19 protein-coding genes and 1 tRNA gene are annotated in these 14555 nt (G+C 57.4%); 8 read left to right on the top strand and 12 right to left on the bottom strand.

Translation table 11 applies throughout. The features are described 5' to 3' along the window. The first annotated feature begins 19 nt into the window (after positions 1-19). Positions 20-721 carry a hypothetical protein gene (locus SynBIOSE41_RS02810; protein WP_186539528.1) on the top strand — a complete coding sequence of 234 codons (702 nt, stop codon included), beginning with the start codon at positions 20-22 and terminating at the stop codon, positions 719-721. A 195-nt stretch (positions 722-916) separates the two neighbouring features. Here the strand turns inward: SynBIOSE41_RS02810 and SynBIOSE41_RS02815 are convergent, their stop codons facing one another. From SynBIOSE41_RS02815 to psbB, 11 genes are all read right to left on the bottom strand, one after another. Further along, positions 917-1150: a hypothetical protein gene (locus tag SynBIOSE41_RS02815; protein ID WP_186539529.1), complete on the bottom strand. Its 234-nt coding sequence runs from the start codon at positions 1148-1150 to the stop codon at positions 917-919. Between the two features lie 157 nt (positions 1151-1307). Further along, a tRNA-Phe gene (locus SynBIOSE41_RS02820) sits at positions 1308-1380 on the bottom strand. Positions 1381-1405: 25 nt separating this feature from the next. Next, positions 1406-2077, bottom strand: coding sequence for a ComF family protein (locus SynBIOSE41_RS02825; protein ID WP_186539530.1), 672 nt, complete (start codon positions 2075-2077; stop codon positions 1406-1408). 21 nt (positions 2078-2098) lie between these two features. After that, positions 2099-2386, bottom strand: a complete 288-nt coding sequence (locus SynBIOSE41_RS02830) for a DUF2470 domain-containing protein (protein ID WP_186539531.1) — start codon at positions 2384-2386, stop codon at positions 2099-2101. Between the two features lie 148 nt (positions 2387-2534). Then, positions 2535-3821 (bottom strand): FGGY-family carbohydrate kinase, encoded by a 1287-nt coding sequence (locus SynBIOSE41_RS02835; RefSeq protein WP_370594172.1) that lies wholly within the window; start codon positions 3819-3821, stop codon positions 2535-2537. Positions 3822-3828: 7 nt separating this feature from the next. Next, the gene (metK, locus tag SynBIOSE41_RS02840) at positions 3829-5055 is read right to left on the bottom strand and encodes a methionine adenosyltransferase (RefSeq protein WP_186539532.1); all 1227 of its coding nucleotides are present in this window, start codon (positions 5053-5055) and stop codon (positions 3829-3831) included. 40 nt (positions 5056-5095) lie between these two features. After that, positions 5096-5893 (bottom strand): HAD family hydrolase, encoded by a 798-nt coding sequence (locus tag SynBIOSE41_RS02845; protein WP_186539533.1) that lies wholly within the window; start codon positions 5891-5893, stop codon positions 5096-5098. Positions 5894-5906: 13 nt separating this feature from the next. Beyond that, positions 5907-7013: a 30S ribosomal protein S1 gene (locus SynBIOSE41_RS02850; protein ID WP_186539534.1), complete on the bottom strand. Its 1107-nt coding sequence runs from the start codon at positions 7011-7013 to the stop codon at positions 5907-5909. A gap of 101 nt (positions 7014-7114) precedes the next feature. Beyond that, the gene (nrdR, locus tag SynBIOSE41_RS02855; RefSeq protein WP_067095529.1) at positions 7115-7591 is read right to left on the bottom strand and encodes a transcriptional regulator NrdR; all 477 of its coding nucleotides are present in this window, start codon (positions 7589-7591) and stop codon (positions 7115-7117) included. 117 nt (positions 7592-7708) lie between these two features. Then, positions 7709-7804, bottom strand: coding sequence for a photosystem II reaction center protein T (locus SynBIOSE41_RS02860; RefSeq protein ID WP_006042122.1), 96 nt, complete (start codon positions 7802-7804; stop codon positions 7709-7711). 21 nt (positions 7805-7825) lie between these two features. Continuing rightward, positions 7826-9385, bottom strand: coding sequence for a photosystem II chlorophyll-binding protein CP47 (gene psbB, locus SynBIOSE41_RS02865; protein WP_186539535.1), 1560 nt, complete (start codon positions 9383-9385; stop codon positions 7826-7828). A 261-nt stretch (positions 9386-9646) separates the two neighbouring features. On the opposite strand from psbB, the gene SynBIOSE41_RS02870 reads away from it, so the two are divergent. Together SynBIOSE41_RS02870 and psbM are read left to right on the top strand one after the other, a co-directional pair. Next, entirely contained in the window at positions 9647-10141 is a 495-nt protein-coding gene (locus SynBIOSE41_RS02870; RefSeq protein ID WP_186539536.1) for a 2Fe-2S iron-sulfur cluster-binding protein, read from the top strand. Positions 10142-10199: 58 nt separating this feature from the next. Next, entirely contained in the window at positions 10200-10304 is a 105-nt protein-coding gene (gene psbM, locus SynBIOSE41_RS02875) for a photosystem II reaction center protein PsbM (RefSeq protein ID WP_006042119.1), read from the top strand. Between the two features lie 31 nt (positions 10305-10335). Here the strand turns inward: psbM and SynBIOSE41_RS02880 are convergent, their stop codons facing one another. Further along, positions 10336-11184 carry a universal stress protein gene (locus tag SynBIOSE41_RS02880; protein ID WP_186539537.1) on the bottom strand — a complete coding sequence of 283 codons (849 nt, stop codon included), beginning with the start codon at positions 11182-11184 and terminating at the stop codon, positions 10336-10338. A gap of 54 nt (positions 11185-11238) precedes the next feature. Here SynBIOSE41_RS02880 and SynBIOSE41_RS02885 point away from each other — a divergent pair, with 54 nt between their 5' ends. From SynBIOSE41_RS02885 to SynBIOSE41_RS02905, 5 genes are all read left to right on the top strand, one after another. Further along, positions 11239-11688, top strand: a complete 450-nt coding sequence (locus SynBIOSE41_RS02885) for an acyl-CoA thioesterase (protein WP_186540721.1) — start codon at positions 11239-11241, stop codon at positions 11686-11688. A gap of 87 nt (positions 11689-11775) precedes the next feature. After that, the gene (locus tag SynBIOSE41_RS02890) at positions 11776-12831 is read left to right on the top strand and encodes a DNA-processing protein DprA (protein ID WP_186539538.1); all 1056 of its coding nucleotides are present in this window, start codon (positions 11776-11778) and stop codon (positions 12829-12831) included. 9 nt (positions 12832-12840) lie between these two features. Then, complete coding sequence (gene prmC, locus SynBIOSE41_RS02895) at positions 12841-13734, top strand: peptide chain release factor N(5)-glutamine methyltransferase (RefSeq protein ID WP_186539539.1); 894 nt, start codon at positions 12841-12843, stop codon at positions 13732-13734. A gap of 51 nt (positions 13735-13785) precedes the next feature. Then, complete coding sequence (locus SynBIOSE41_RS02900; RefSeq protein WP_255475912.1) at positions 13786-14379, top strand: L-threonylcarbamoyladenylate synthase; 594 nt, start codon at positions 13786-13788, stop codon at positions 14377-14379. Continuing rightward, positions 14367-14540: a hypothetical protein gene (locus tag SynBIOSE41_RS02905; protein ID WP_186539541.1), complete on the top strand. Its 174-nt coding sequence runs from the start codon at positions 14367-14369 to the stop codon at positions 14538-14540. Before SynBIOSE41_RS02900 ends, SynBIOSE41_RS02905 begins: the two co-directional genes overlap by 13 nt. Positions 14541-14555: the final 15 nt, after the last annotated feature.

Here is a 14555-nt window from a genome sequence, read left to right on the forward strand (position 1 = left end):
GCGTTGGTGAGGGAACTCTATGTCTCGCTCTCTTCCCCAGAACTGGATCGACGGAACTCTGCACAGCCTGAATGTGCTGAGAGACCTGGGATGGCCAGGGGCGATCGTTCACCCATCACTGTCTGTCTTCCGCCAGAAACCAAGCGCCAAAAGCAGGAAGACCAAGAATCTTCAATGGCGTTTTCTTCCAGACAAGGCCGATGATCCGCGTCCCTTTGCGGGAAGAACCAACCGAGGACAAGGCAAGCGTCTGTCGATCGAGGGGACCTGTGGAACCACTGACCCCTGGGAGGCCGCAATCATTGCTGTGGCTGCGTCACAGGAGCGGTGGCGAAGCCTTCATCAGCAGCTGGAACAGCAGCAGCGTGAGCAAGGCCAGGCACTTTCCGTGTATTGGGAACGGTGGTATGCCCATGAAGAGCAGCAACCAAGGAACAATCGCAATCGCTGGTTGAGTGACAAGCGGCACCTGTGGAATGGGCCCACAGGTCTTGGTCTCCAGCCCTGGGCGACCACTAAAAGGATTGAGCGAATTTCCAGCAACGATTTCCTGGAGTTTTTCCTCATCATTCGCAAATACTGTGAAGTGAAGGGAATCTCTGTGGACGACACCAGGCGCCAATACAAAACCCTGATCCGTAATCTCTTTAGGGAGGCGAAATCAGATTTTCCTGCTCTGAATTGTCCGCAGTTCCCTGTGATCAGGAAGCAAGTCAAGTAAAGCGGCACTCTTGAAAAGTATTCATTCCCTTCGTCGGCCAGTGGCAGAAGGGTTAGAGATGTGCGCTAACACCGGTTCAAGAAGGCTTGTGCTGGTGAGTAGCAGGCATCCCTCTCCCTTGATGAGTTTCTGGGTGTTGTCTTGTAGCGATGTCCTACCCATGACCGGAGAGAACTCCACCTCCAGCACTCCCAGTCAGAAGAAGCCGAAGAGGCCTTCGCCGATGGTATGACCAATGCCGGAGCAGTTCGGCTCTGCAGTGGAGGCTGAAGCTTCGACTTTGTACCTGGCCAAACCGATGACCTGAATTGTGCTTTTGACGACTTTGTGTATCGATGCGATACACAAAAATAAGTACGTCCAGATGAAGGGGGTTGCGCAGGCTGCGGAAAACGCGAACAGGGGGAGCGGGATGGTCCGGAAAGCCATCCCGTTTTTTGTATTCATTCGGGGCGTTCTAGGTCCGTTGAGTCATGGCTGCACCTTTGCAGGTGCGGCGCATGGCCTCCAGGAATTCGCGAACTAAAAAGCACCGAATCGTTCCATTACGGGGACCATTCAGTGCTCTTTGGGCGCTTAAGAAAGGTGCCAGGACCCAGATTTGAACTGGGGACACGGCGATTTTCAGTCGCCTGCTCTACCAACTGAGCTATCCCGGCGCGTTGTCTGCGCGACTTGTGAATCCTAAATCACAGGGTGGAACTCCCAGGGTGTTCTGGCCAGGCAGAGCACCCCTTGGATGGAGGTTCCGTAGGCCTGAAGAACCTGGTGCGCGGCCATAACGGTTGCACCTGTTGTCACGATGTCATCCACAAGCCAGACCTGCTGCTGTCTGGGCAGGCACGTCCAGGGATGACTTGTCGATTGGGTCGAAGTTTGCTTCAGGGTGAAGCTGCCGGACTGGTTGCTCACTCTCTGCCGACGATTGAGCAAGTGCTGACCCACTGTGGGGCGACAACGCTGCAGCAGCTGAAGTGTTGGTCGTTCCAGGCAGCGGCAGATCAGTTCCGGAAGCGGATTCGATCGGCTCTTCGCCTTCCAGCCAGGGATCGGTATCAGCAGACTGTTTTGTGGTAGATCGCACTGAAGACTCGTGCAAATCGCCTGCAGAGAGCCAAGATCGTGAGTCCTGCGCAACGACAGAATCAACTGGCGCATGGCACCGCTGTACCAAGAGACTGCGCGCCAGGGCAGGGGGCTGTTGCCCTTCACCCCAGATTCAGCAAGCCCCAGGCGTTGTTGGCAGGTCTGGCAGAGGCCTGACTGATCAGCTTCTGAGATGAGCTGTCGCTTGCAGATTGCGCAACTGGGTTCGATCAGTAGCTGCCCAAGACAGGTCTTGATGCAGGTCAGCAAGGCAACGATCTGCGATTGACTTCAGGATTCCCCTTTGTCAGCCCCGGCAGGCATGGCTTTCAACATGGCCACGAGAGTGCGGTGTGCATCCTCGCTGTCGGTGAGCATGTGGTCGAAGGGAATGCTGATGGTCTTGCTATTCACCTCAAGGGTCATGGCTTCTGCGGTCACTCCTGTCATTGAGGCTTCCGTTGCCGATGTCAGGCCTCCGTAGTGGTGGGCGTAGCGGAGCACAGCATCACTGTGGTCGTCATTCATATGACGACAGATGCGTTCGCTGATGGCTGGAGTAAGCGGTTCGGCGGCCATGGGAAAGATGCAGGGAGTGGATGAACGAAATCAGCTAAAGCGTTGCCAGAGCAGCAGGGCTAGTCGTAGACCGCTGTACCCGACGAATCCGGCCAACACGATGAACAGCCCGATGGCAAGAGCGTCGCGGAGTCTGTTTGCCAAAGGCTCATGGAAGCTCAACCGATTCTCGCCTGGAACAGGTGATTTGATCATCTTGTTGTTGCAGAGCGGTGAGTGCGAGCCGCGCAACCCCTGCAGCAGGAGGGCTGTAACAACTACGGATCGGAATACCGAGTAATCGTTGCCGCATCCGTCGCCATTGGGGGTTTCTGGCGCCCCCTCCCAGGGTCACCAGACGTTTGGGCGCGGGTGCTCCGAGTTCAGTGAGCTTGGTCCAGCCCTGGCGTTCAATCTGGCTAAGGCCTTCCAATAGACCATGCAGATACAGCGCATCACTCACCGGTCGTGGAGTCAGGATTGGTACAAGATCGGGATCATCCACGGGAAAACGCTCTCCTCGACCGATCAGGGGCAGCAGCTTCAGCCCACTCTGTTGATCAGGGTCGATTTGACGGCTCAGTTCGTCGAGGTCGATTCCTGGAAAGCACTTGCGCAGCACTGCACCACCGCTGTTGGAGGCTCCCCCTGCAAGCCAGCGACCGCCCACGCGGTGGGTGGACGTCCCTGCACCATCTCGTAAAGGGATGCTGGTGAAGCGTTTGAGCACAAGAGTGCTTCCCAGCACGGTGATGCCTTCATCGTCGGCGGCATCGGCCGTAAGCACTGCTGCATTGGCATCGGTTGTGCCTGCGATCACGAGTATGTCCTCCGATAGCCCCAGCTGTTTGGCTCGGGCAGTGTTCATGATTCCGAGCCTTGAGCCGCTCGGTCGGATCTCCGGCAGTGCTTCGCGCCAGGCCTGATGCTCAAAAGCATGAGGCCATCGTTGATCGCTGAGCGACCAGCCCAGGCGAAGGTTGTTGCCCTCTTCTCCAAACCTCCAGTCCCCGACCAGCCAGCCGCTGATCCAGTCAGCCTGGTGACGAAGGATCAGCGGTGGCGAGTGTTGCTCCAAGAGCCTCAGAGCGCGGGCCAAGCTGCCACTGGCGCTCGCCGCCGGCTGGCCTGCTTGCACCAGCTCACGCACCTGCTCCAGCTGTTCCGGACAGGCAACGTTGTAGGGCAAAGCCTTTCCGAGGGGGGTGCCATCTGGATCGCAGGCAACCAACGTCCCTGAGGTTCCATCGACAGCCACAGCCTTGAGCTGGCTGCGCAGCTCGTTTGGAATGGCATTGATCAGCTGGGTGCAGCTTGTCAGCCAATCATCTGGATCCGCCAGGCCTCGGTCGTAGCCGTTGGAATCCGTGTAGAGCAGATCGCGCTGTTGATTAAGAACCGCAACCCGCACTCCACTGGTGCCCAGATCAATGCCGAGCGCCAGTGAATCGTGCATCAACCGATCAGGCGTTGCGGAGTTCTGCCGCCTTGGCGTCAACGTTCTCCCAGGGCGCTTTCAGGTCATTGCGGCCGAAGTGCCCGTAGGCAGCAGTGTCCTGGTAGAAGCGTCCCCCACGTTGCTGAGGCAGGTTGCGCAGTCCAAAACTTTCGATGATGGCTCCGGGGCGCAGGTCAAAGTGCTCCTGAACCAGACCTGTCAGCGCGTCGTTGGCGAACTGACTTGTTCCGAAGGATTCAACCAAAATTGACACCGGCTTGGCAACGCCGATCGCATAGCTCAGCTGCACTTCGGCCCTTTCCGCCAGACCAGCTGCTACAAGACTTTTCGCCACGTAACGGGCTGCATAGGCCGCTGAGCGGTCCACTTTGGTGGGGTCCTTGCCTGAGAAGGCGCCGCCCCCATGACGGGCATAACCCCCGTAGGTATCCACAATGATTTTGCGACCGGTCAGCCCGGCATCACCCTGGGGGCCACCGACAACAAACTTTCCGGTTGGGTTGACGAGATATTTGGTCGCATCGCGGCTTGGTTTCAGGACCAGATCGGCTGTTGCCGGCTCCACCACGTGGGTCCAGAGGTCCTCCGTGATTCGCTCACGGATGCCCTGCTCGTCACCCATGCCTCCCACCTCAGCCGTGTGCTGGGTCGAGATCAGGATCGTGTCGATCGCAACCGGTTTGTCATTCTCATAAACCACACTCACCTGCGTTTTTCCGTCGGGCAAGAGGTAGTCCAGGGTGCCGTTGTGACGCACTTCCGCCAGCCTTCTTGCCAGCCGGTGGGCCAGGCTGATGGGCAAAGGCATCAGCTCGGGTGTCTCGTTGCACGCATAGCCGAACATGATCCCCTGATCGCCAGCGCCAACCAAATCCAGCGGATCGCCAGCGTGGTCATCGGCTTCATTTACACCCTGAGCAATGTCGGGCGACTGCTGGTCGAGGGCGACCAAGACAGCACAGCTGTTGGCATCAAAGCCACCGGCGCGGGCTCCGCTGTAGCCGATCTCCTTGATCACGTTGCGAACAAGGTGGATAAAGTCCACTTGCGCTTTGGATGTCACTTCGCCTGTGATCATGCAAAGGCCAGTGTTTACAACTGTTTCGCAGGCCACACGGCTGGTGGGATCCTGCGCCAGAAGGGCGTCGAGTACAGCATCACTGACTTGATCGCAGATCTTGTCGGGATGCCCCTCCGTAACGGACTCGGAGGTAAAAACGTATCGACTCATAACCATCGGTAATTGCCGGCGACTTTACGAGGTCGACTCTTTAGGCCTTTGATAATGCGTCTGACGTTGCGGTCAGTTCGCTCCAGTGACTGATCAGATGTTCATGGGCGGTGAGCGTTGGCTGGCGATGCCATCCGGCCACATAGCCGATGGTCAGTGCAATCCCTGCCTGTCGTGCCATCAACAGATCGGTGTCGGCATCTCCGATCAGGGCGCATTTCTCCACTCTTAGCCCCAGTTGTGAGCACAGTCCCTGAACAGCTCTTGGGTCTGGTTTGGCTGGATGGTGATCGGCACTCCACAGCCCGCTGATGCAGTCGTTGAGTTGGTGCTGGTGGAGAAAGTTCTCAATGCCCTTTGTGGTGTCATTGCTGATCACGGCACAAGTGATTCCAGCAGCGGCCAGCTCTCTAAGAAGTCTTGCTGCATCTGGCAACAAGCCAATTGGGTGCCCACCTGGATGCAGTGCTTGTTTGTGCTGATCCACATGATCAAACACCTCCTGAGCCAGGACCAATGATTGAGGCCAGTTCAGATTCATCTGACAGAACACCGTTGCGGTGCTCAGCAGGTTGTGATGTCGCGACGCTACCGCCAGTGTGCCGTCAGGGATGACTCCTGCACTGCAGCGTCCGTAGGTTCTCGCAAGCAGATCGCTCAGCTCCCGGAGCTCTCTAGCTGAGGCACCTCGCGATCTAAATCTGCGACCTGCTTCATCAAGTCTGGCGTCAGCCAGTTCGATTAAACGCGGCTCGCTATGGGAAAGGGTGCCGTCCTTATCGAACAGCACCCCCTGAACTGAACCGAGCTCACAGTCCTTGAGTTTGAGGTGAGCCATTGGCTCGGATCCCTCAAATCATCATTGAACCCAGGGGCTCTTCGCCTTCCTCGGCTTGCTCAAGCAACATCTGCTTGTAGCGAGCTGCCATTTCTTCAGCCTTGTCAAACACCTTCTGCGGATCTGTGAGCATGTCACCAGGCTCTGGCTCAAGCGCCTTGGTGGAGAGTGAGATTCGGCCTCGCTCTGCGTCGAGATCGATGATCATCACTTTCATCTGATCATTCACGTTGAGCACCGAGTGTGGCGTTTCGATGTGCTCGTGACTGATCTCAGAGATGTGCAGCAGACCGCTAACACCGCCGATGTCGATGAAGGCGCCGTAGGGCTTGATTCCGCGCACGGTGCCCACCACAACCTCACCTACTTCGAGGCGGTTCATCTTGCGTTCGACCAAAGCGCGCCTGTGACTCAGCACCAGACGATTGCGCTCTTCGTCAACCTCAAGGAACTTGAGGGGGAGGAAGTCGGCAACAAGTTCTTCCTTGGGTTTACGTGTACTGATGTGGGATCCGGGGATGAATCCACGCAGTCCTTCCACCCTCACCAGGGCGCCACCTCTGTTGGTGGCAAACACCTCTGAGTAGATGGTGGCGTCTTCCTTCTGCAACTGGCGAACACGTTCCCAGGCTCGCTGATATTCGATCCGTCGAATGGAGAGGGAGAGCTGTCCGTCTTCGTTCTCCTCGCTCATGATGAAGAACTCCCGGATTTCACCGGGTTGCAGTACATCGCTGAGTCCTTCAACGCGATTGATCGACACCTCCTGAAGAGGCATGAATGCAGCGGTTTTTGCTCCGATATCGATCATGGCGCCCTTGGATTCCAGGGCGAAAACCGTGCCGTTAACGATGTCTCCGGGCTTGAAGTTGTAGTCGTACTTACTCAGTAACGCCGCGAATTCATCCAGGGTGAATCCAGCACTGTCCATGTCCCGGCTGGTCGCCCGGCTGCTGGGATCGTCAGCAGTGGGGATGTCTTCGGGAATGCCGAGGTCTTCATCGGTACCGAAGTCGGCTTGATCAGCTGACCCTTCAGCCACTGCTTCGGTTTCGGATGCGACCGCTTCTGCGGTGTCCACTGCAGATTCCTGGGAAGGATCTGTGGGAGTGACAGTCATGGAACGTTGGCGGTCTGCCTCTGGGACAGAGCGATGGGATCTGAAACAGGCCCGCCGACCTGGATCAGGCAATTGCAGATTCTACAGATCGACGATCAAGCTCAGATCGCGGCTGTGAGCTCCGCCTTGGTTGCATTGATGCCTTCCAGGGTGGCTACAAAATCACTCACACCGCTGAACTGGCGATAAACGGATGCAAAACGGATATAGGCGACTTCGCTGAGACTTTTCAACTTTTCGAGCACCAGTTCACCGATGTCACTGCTGGAGACTTCACGGCCGCTGCGTTGTTGAAGACTGAGTTCCAGCTCTTCAACCATGGTTTCAAGGCGTTCTGGAGGAATCCCAGTCTTCTCGCAGGCACGACTCAAGCCATGAAGCAATTTGCTGCGACTGAAAGTTTCACGATTGCCATTTCGCTTGATCACTGTGATCGGAACGGTTTCAACCCGTTCGTAGGTGGTGAAACGAAATTCGCAATTGAGGCATTCCCGTCGCCGACGCACGCTTCTACCTCCGTCGGCGGCTCTTGATTCGAGCACCCGGCTATCGGTGTTCTGGCAGGAGGGGCACTGCACGCCCTAACAATTACGTAGATGTATGAATTGTAAGGCTCGCGTCCACCCATGACATCTATGGCGCGAATTCACGTTTTAGACATAAAAAAAGCCCCGCTCAATGCGGGGCTGAGAAGATCACTTGCCGATCTTCGGAGGATCGCGGAATGCGATCGCGAAGAACAGAGTTGCAATCGCGAGAGTGAGGATGAGGATGTAAGCGAAGCTTTCCATCGGTTATCTCCAAAGGGCTGATCAGCTGAGCGGTGTGCCTGCAGGGGGAACGTAGCCCTCTGGCAGTCGGCGAGTAGAACGGTCTCCCAGTTTTTGGAAGAGACCAAATTCCACCTGTTCGCCGAGGTCGGGATCAATTCCGGCGAACACATCGCGATACAGCGTACGGGCTCCGTGCCAGATGTGGCCGAAGAAGAAGAGCAGAGCGAATACCGCGTGACCGAAGGTGAACCAACCACGCGGTGAGCTGCGGAAGGTGCCGTCGGAGTTGTAGGTCTCGCGATCGAATTCGAACGCTTCTCCTAACTGTGATTTGCGGGCCAGTCGTTTCACGTCAGCAGGGTCAGTGAAGGTTTGACCGTCAAGTGCTCCACCAAACACTGATGCCGTGACGCCTTGCTGTTCGAAGGAGTACTTCGCTTCAGCTCGACGGAAGGGAATGTCAGCCCGGACAACTCCATCAGTGTCTTCAAGAATCACAGGGAAGTTCTCGAAAAAGTTCGGCAGGCGACGGACCTGCAGTTCACGTCCGTCTTTATCTGTGAAAGCAATGTGCCCCAACCATCCAGTGGCTAAGCCATCTCCGTTGACCATGGGGCCAACTCGGAATAGTCCACCCTTGGCCGGACTATTGCCGACGTAGTCGTAGAAGGCAAGTTTTTCTGGAATCGAAGCATAGGCCTCAGATTCTGATTGACCTTGATCCATCGCGGTCTGAACGCGACGGTTGATCTCGGTCTTGAAGTAGCTCTGGTCCCACTGATAACGAGTGGGGCCGAACAGCTCAATCGGAGTTGCAGCAGCTCCGTACCACATCGTTCCTGCAACGATGAATGCTGCGAAGAACACAGCAGCGATGGCACTGGCCAAAACTGTTTCGATGTTGCCCATCCGCAAGGCCTTGTAGAGGCGTTCAGGTGGACGTGTTGTGATGTGGAAAATTCCTGCAATGATGCCGACGATTCCAGCAGCAATGTGGTGGGCAACAATTCCACCTGGGTTGAAAGGGTTGAAACCTTCAGGACCCCAAGACGGTTGTACAGGCTCTAAGTGACCGGTGATCCCGTAAGCATCAGTGACCCACATTCCTGGGCCAAAGACTCCTGTGAGGTGAAAAGCTCCGAATCCAAAGCAGCCGAGACCTGCCAGGAGCAGGTGGATGCCAAAAATTTTGGGGAGGTCGAGCGCTGGCTCCCCTGTGCGGGGGTCTTGCCAGATCTCGAGATCCCAGAATGTCCAGTGCCAAATAGCGGCGAGCATGAGCAAGCCACTGAAAACTATGTGTGCAGCGGCGACACCTTCGAAGCTCCAGAAGCCAGGATCTACGCCTGAGGCTCCCGTAATGCTCCAGCCTCCCCAGCTGTCCGTCACGCCCAAGCGGGCCATGAAGGGCATCACGAACATGCCCTGACGCCACATCGGGTTCAGGACTGGATCGGAGGGGTCGAAGATGGCGAGTTCATAAAGAGCCATCGAGCCGGCCCAGCCGGCGACGAGGGCAGTGTGCATGAGGTGCACGGCCAGAAGGCGGCCTGGGTCGTTAATGACGACGGTGTGCACCCGATACCAGGGCAATCCCATGAGTCAGGTTCGGGGGAACGTAGCTGCCAATGCAGTCAGACTTTTCGATCGTAGGTCGTTCACTTCGATGTATGCGCCAGGCTGTCGTGAGCTGAAATGCGAATTGACGGGCTCTTATTACATCGAAGTTCTCGTGCCCGCCGGATTCCTGGGTTTGCTTGTCTTCGCAGCAATCTCTCGCGGGGGGTTACAAAACTCAACCTGAGGCTCGTAGTGTCTGTGCCCCGGCGTGTCGCAGCGCCCTTCTCTTCAAGAGGTTCAATGCCTGTCATCCGTTTTGTGCGTGAGGGTCGGGATGTGGAGTGCTTCCCGGGTGAAAACCTGCGCGCTGTGGCCGTGCGGGAGGGAATTCAGCTTTACGGGCTGAAAGGTCAGCTCGGTAACTGTGGGGGCTGCGGTCAGTGCAGTACCTGCTTCGTAAAGATTGAAGGTGAGACGTCCACAGCCGCGATGAGCCCAAGAACCGCGGTGGAGGAGGTGAAGCTCAGGCGCAGGCCAGAAGGATGGCGCCTGGCTTGCCAGTCTCTAGTTGAGCAGTCGGTGGTGGTGGTGACAAAACCTCAGGCATCCATGCCTGAACAGAACAAGCGGGTGGCTGCCGCCCTGGCGGCAACTCTTCCTCCTGGTCCAGTGGAGTGGCCTGTTGCGCCTGCTGTTGATGGGGAGACGGCTGATCAGTCAGTCACTGACGAATCCATGCGGCCGCTGAAAGTCTCAGGTCAGGCTTCGCCTGCAACGCCCGGTGAAGAGCGCTGATCGGTTCGAGTCAAAGCTTTCCGGACGGTGATACGTTCCAGCAGGTTCTTTCACGTTCATGGAAACCAACGATCTCGGCTTCGTGGCCAGCCTGCTGTTTGTTCTGGTGCCGACCGTCTTCCTGATCATCCTGTTCATTCAGACCAACAGCCGTGAGGGGTGACTCCACTCACGGCTGTTCCGATCGTGACCTTTCACCTCTGTTCCGGTTCTCTCACAAGAAGCACCGGTGCAGGGGCGTGAACTCGGATGTAGTCGCTGACTGAACCACCAAGCAGTTTGTCGAGGTCAACCAGTCCTCTCGCCACCAGAGGGCGACGGTCCTGAGAGGCCAGCACGACCAGGTCAGCATTGATCTGTTCTGCTGCCAAGCACACCCCTTTGCCGATGTCGGCGTCGGTGACGTGCAAGGGCTTGAGTTCAACCCCGAGCTTGCGAGCTCTCTGGACAGCGCAGTCGAGATAGGTATCGCTCTTGATGGCTGCTCCTCGTGATGGGGTGGGGTCTTGTCGCGCCACGTGGACGCCGGTTAGCTGCCCTCCTGGAATCTCGAGGACCATTTCGCAAGCGAGCTTGAGGGCGTCATCGCCGACTCCCGTGCCATCGATGGTGACCAGAACCCGGTTGATATGACGAATGTAAAGGTCGTCGCGGACCAGCAACATGGGTCGCGTCGACAGTTGGAAGACGTACTGACTGGCACTGTTGGACAGGATTGACCGGAGCCTGCCAAGTCCTCGTGATCCCATCACGATGAGATCCACGTTCAGTTCATCCGCCACATTGAGAACGGTCTGCTTGGTGTCCCCCTGACGGATGATCGAATTGACGTCCTGCGGGTTAAGTCCCAGCTTTTCCACAGACTCAGCCAGAAGGCTGCCTGCGCTTTCCCAGTGCTGTTGCGTTGCCGCCATGGTCTGTTCCGGGACCACATGCAGGAGATTGATCCTGGCAGCCTTGAAGGCAGGCAGGTCGCGCAGCATGTTGATCATTTCACCGACGTGGCCTTTGCCTGAATCGGCGATCAGAAGGTTCTTGAACACGGCGAAGTTTCAGCCTATGCAGCAGCCTATGGCTGATTGGAGTTCCCAGTTCGCATGCTGAATGAGAGCGTTACCAGGCTCCCCTGGCGCCTGGACAAGCGAGTGCTCCCACAGCACACAGACCATGGCGGTGTGATGTGGCATGGCGCCTATGTGGGTTGGCTTGAGGAGGCCCGGGTGGAGGCGCTGTCTGCAACCGGATACCCCTACGAAAAGATGGCTTCAGGTGGGCTGGAAATGCCCGTTGTTCAGCTGCAGATTCGTTATCGGGAGGCGCTGATGCTTGGCGATGAGGTGGAGCTGATGAGCGTCTCCTGCGCTCCCCGGGGTGTTCGCTGGCCTTGGTCAACTCAATTCATCAAAGCTGGCGTTTGCGTGGCTGAAGCTTCAGTGGAGCTTGCTTTGGTGAGCGTGCGTCCAGTCCGAAAGGTTCTGCGGCACCCGCCTGAAGCAGTGGCAGCGGCATTCAGGGCCTTGGCTGAGGGGCCAAAGTGCAAGGGTTGATAGTATTTTTGTACTAGCGCTCATGGCGTGTTGGAACGCTCCTGGAGATGGTTGTGGTTGCAGTGCCCTGGGATAGGCGCAGCTCGGATGCGCCAGCTCTGTTCAGCAGCCGCTGATGCGCCACGGGGTTTTCAGGATCTCTGGAGCTGGTCTCTCCCGACATTGCAGAAGGAGTTCGGATGGCCGGCTTCGGTGCTGGCATCGCTTGAGCGTTATCGATCAAGTCTCGGCCTGAAGCCTTGCATCAAGGTTCCTATCAATGTTCTGTTGCCCTGTGATCCTGAGTGGCCGGCTGGCTTTGAGAGGCTGGAGCGCCCGCCTCTGTCAATTCAGTGGCGTGGCAGTCGAAGTCTTTTGTCGTTGCTCTCGATGCAGCAGGCGGTTGCCGTGGTGGGTACGAGAAGGCCTTCCAGCCACGGCCTTCGGATGGCGGACAATCTGGGTCGAGCCCTTGCCCAGGCTCAATGGCCTGTGGTCAGTGGTCTTGCTGAGGGCGTTGATGCAACTGCTCATCGAGCCTGTCTTCAGGCTGGAGGCAGTCCCGTGGCTGTTCTGGGAACTCCGCTGCATCGCGTTTATCCGCCTGAACATCGCAGTTTGCAGCAGGAGGTCGCAGAGGCTGGGCTGCTGATCACTGAGCTCCGCGATTCCGAGAGGGTCCTGCGATCCAGTTTTGCTCTGCGCAACCGCTTGCTCGTCGCTGTGACAAGGGCTGTGGTGGTGGTGGAATGTCCTGAGAACAGTGGAGCGCTGCGTTCGGCTGCGATGGCGCGTTGCTTAGGCATCCCCGTCTGGGTTGTTCCAGGTGATGCGCTGCGTGAATCGTCTCAAGGCAGCAATGCGCTGCTTCAGTCGGAGGCACTGCCGCTGATCAATGTCCAGGCTTTGCTTGATCAGCTTGGGCCAGGTCCTTGTATTTCCTGTGTTGGGAAGAGTGATGCTCCCGCTTTGAAGTCAGAGAAGCTTCTGACTGTCAATCCTGTGCAGACTCGTTTGTTGAAGCTGGTGGATGACGATTCCAGCTTCGATGTGATGGTGCAAGCATTGCAAACCACCCCTGACCGTGTTGCTGCGGAGCTGCTGAAACTTGAGCTGGATGGTTTGGTTGTGGCGCAGCCAGGCCTGCGTTGGCGCTCGCTTTAGGTTGATTTCATGGAGTCGGCTTCGTGTTCAGGACAGGAATTGCTGACCTGGCGACGCCAGCAATTACTTCGTGGAGGGCGGGCTGTTGATCTCGACTGGCTTTTGGCGATGGAGGCCAATCTCAGCTGGGCGGAACTTCAGCGGTTGCGGATTCTGCCCGAGTCGATCGCTCCTCTGGCCAGCACCCTCCAGGACCTGGAGAAGCTCTGGGCAGTGCATCTTCAGGACCACGTTCCGCTGCAGCATCTTGTCGGACGCTGTCCATGGCGCGATCTCGATCTTCGAATTAGCCCAGCAGCACTGATCCCCCGCCAGGAGACGGAGCTCCTGATTGATTTCGCGCTTGATTGCCTGCAGGATCCATCGGCGACAGGTTGGGCCTCTGCGGGACGCTGGGCTGATCTGGGTACAGGCAGCGGAGCTCTTGCCGTTGCTCTCGCTCGTGCCCTGCCGGGATGGGATGGACATGCTGTGGATCTCAGCGCTGCTGCTCTCGAGTTGGCGCGGATCAACCTCAACGCCTTGACGACATCTCTCAGATGGCAGCTGCATCAAGGTTCTTGGTGGGATCCACTGGAATGCTGGTGGGGACAGTTCGACCTTGTGGTCGCCAATCCGCCTTACATCCCCACTCAGGTTGTGGACGAGCTCGATCCACTCGTTCGCGACCATGAACCAAGGCAGGCTCTGTGTGGTGGGGAAGATGGTCTGGATTGCTGCAGAGCGATTTTGGGACTGGCCCCTCAGGCACTCTCACCAGGCGGATGGTTGTTGCTCGAGCATCATCACGATCAGAGTGATCAGGTGCTTGGCCTGATGAGCTCTGCAGGACTTGTGTCGTCCAGAGCCCGCTCCGATCTCAGCGGCGTCAGGCGTTTTGCTATCGCGAGGCGTCACCTTTGACTTTCATCCTGTTCTTTGCTCTCGCTCATGACCCATGACAAGCCCTCATTGATGTCAGCCATCGAGTTGGTCCGGCATCTCAGGGGTGGTGGAGCAGCTCTGCTACCCACGGATACCTTGCCAGCGCTTGCCGCCGTACCTGACCATGCGGCACAGATATGGACTCTCAAGCAGCGTCCTCAGGAGAAACCTCTGATCCTGATGGCAGCTCAGGCTGATCAGTTACTTGCGCTTACCAGTGAAGACGCCAGGATTGATGCGCAACCGCTCGCCCGTCGCTTCTGGCCAGGCGCACTGACTCTGGTGCTTCCGGTGCAGGGGCGTCTGACTCAGAGCCTCAATCCAGGTCAAGGAACCCTGGGAATGCGCATCCCGGATTGTGATCTCACCCGAGCTCTGCTGATGCAGAGCGGTCCACTGGCAACAACAAGTGCCAATCCTTCGGGCGCACCGCCAAGTCAGAACGCAGCGGAAGCCGCTGCGGCTTTTCCGGATCTGCCGCTGCTGGCTCCGCTGCCCTGGCCCCAGACCTCTGGGCTGGCGAGCACTGTGATTGGCTGGAAATCTCCAGGGTGCTGGCAACTGCTGCGCCAGGGCGCTGTGATGGTTGATGTGATTGAGAGGTCTCCTCCATGCTCTGGCTGATTGCACTTGTGCTGCTACTCCAGGCCCTCTTTCACTGGACGCTGGAACCGGCAATCCGATGGCTCACGCCCTTGTTCGAACTGAGGGTGCTGCCCTTGCTACTCGGCTTGCTGGGGATCTGGTTTCTGGCAGGGCGCACTGACTCCGATAGAACGCGCTGAGCAATGGGTTTTCAG

The organism is Synechococcus sp. BIOS-E4-1 (genome assembly GCF_014279995.1).
Taxonomy (GTDB): domain Bacteria; phylum Cyanobacteriota; class Cyanobacteriia; order PCC-6307; family Cyanobiaceae; genus Synechococcus_C.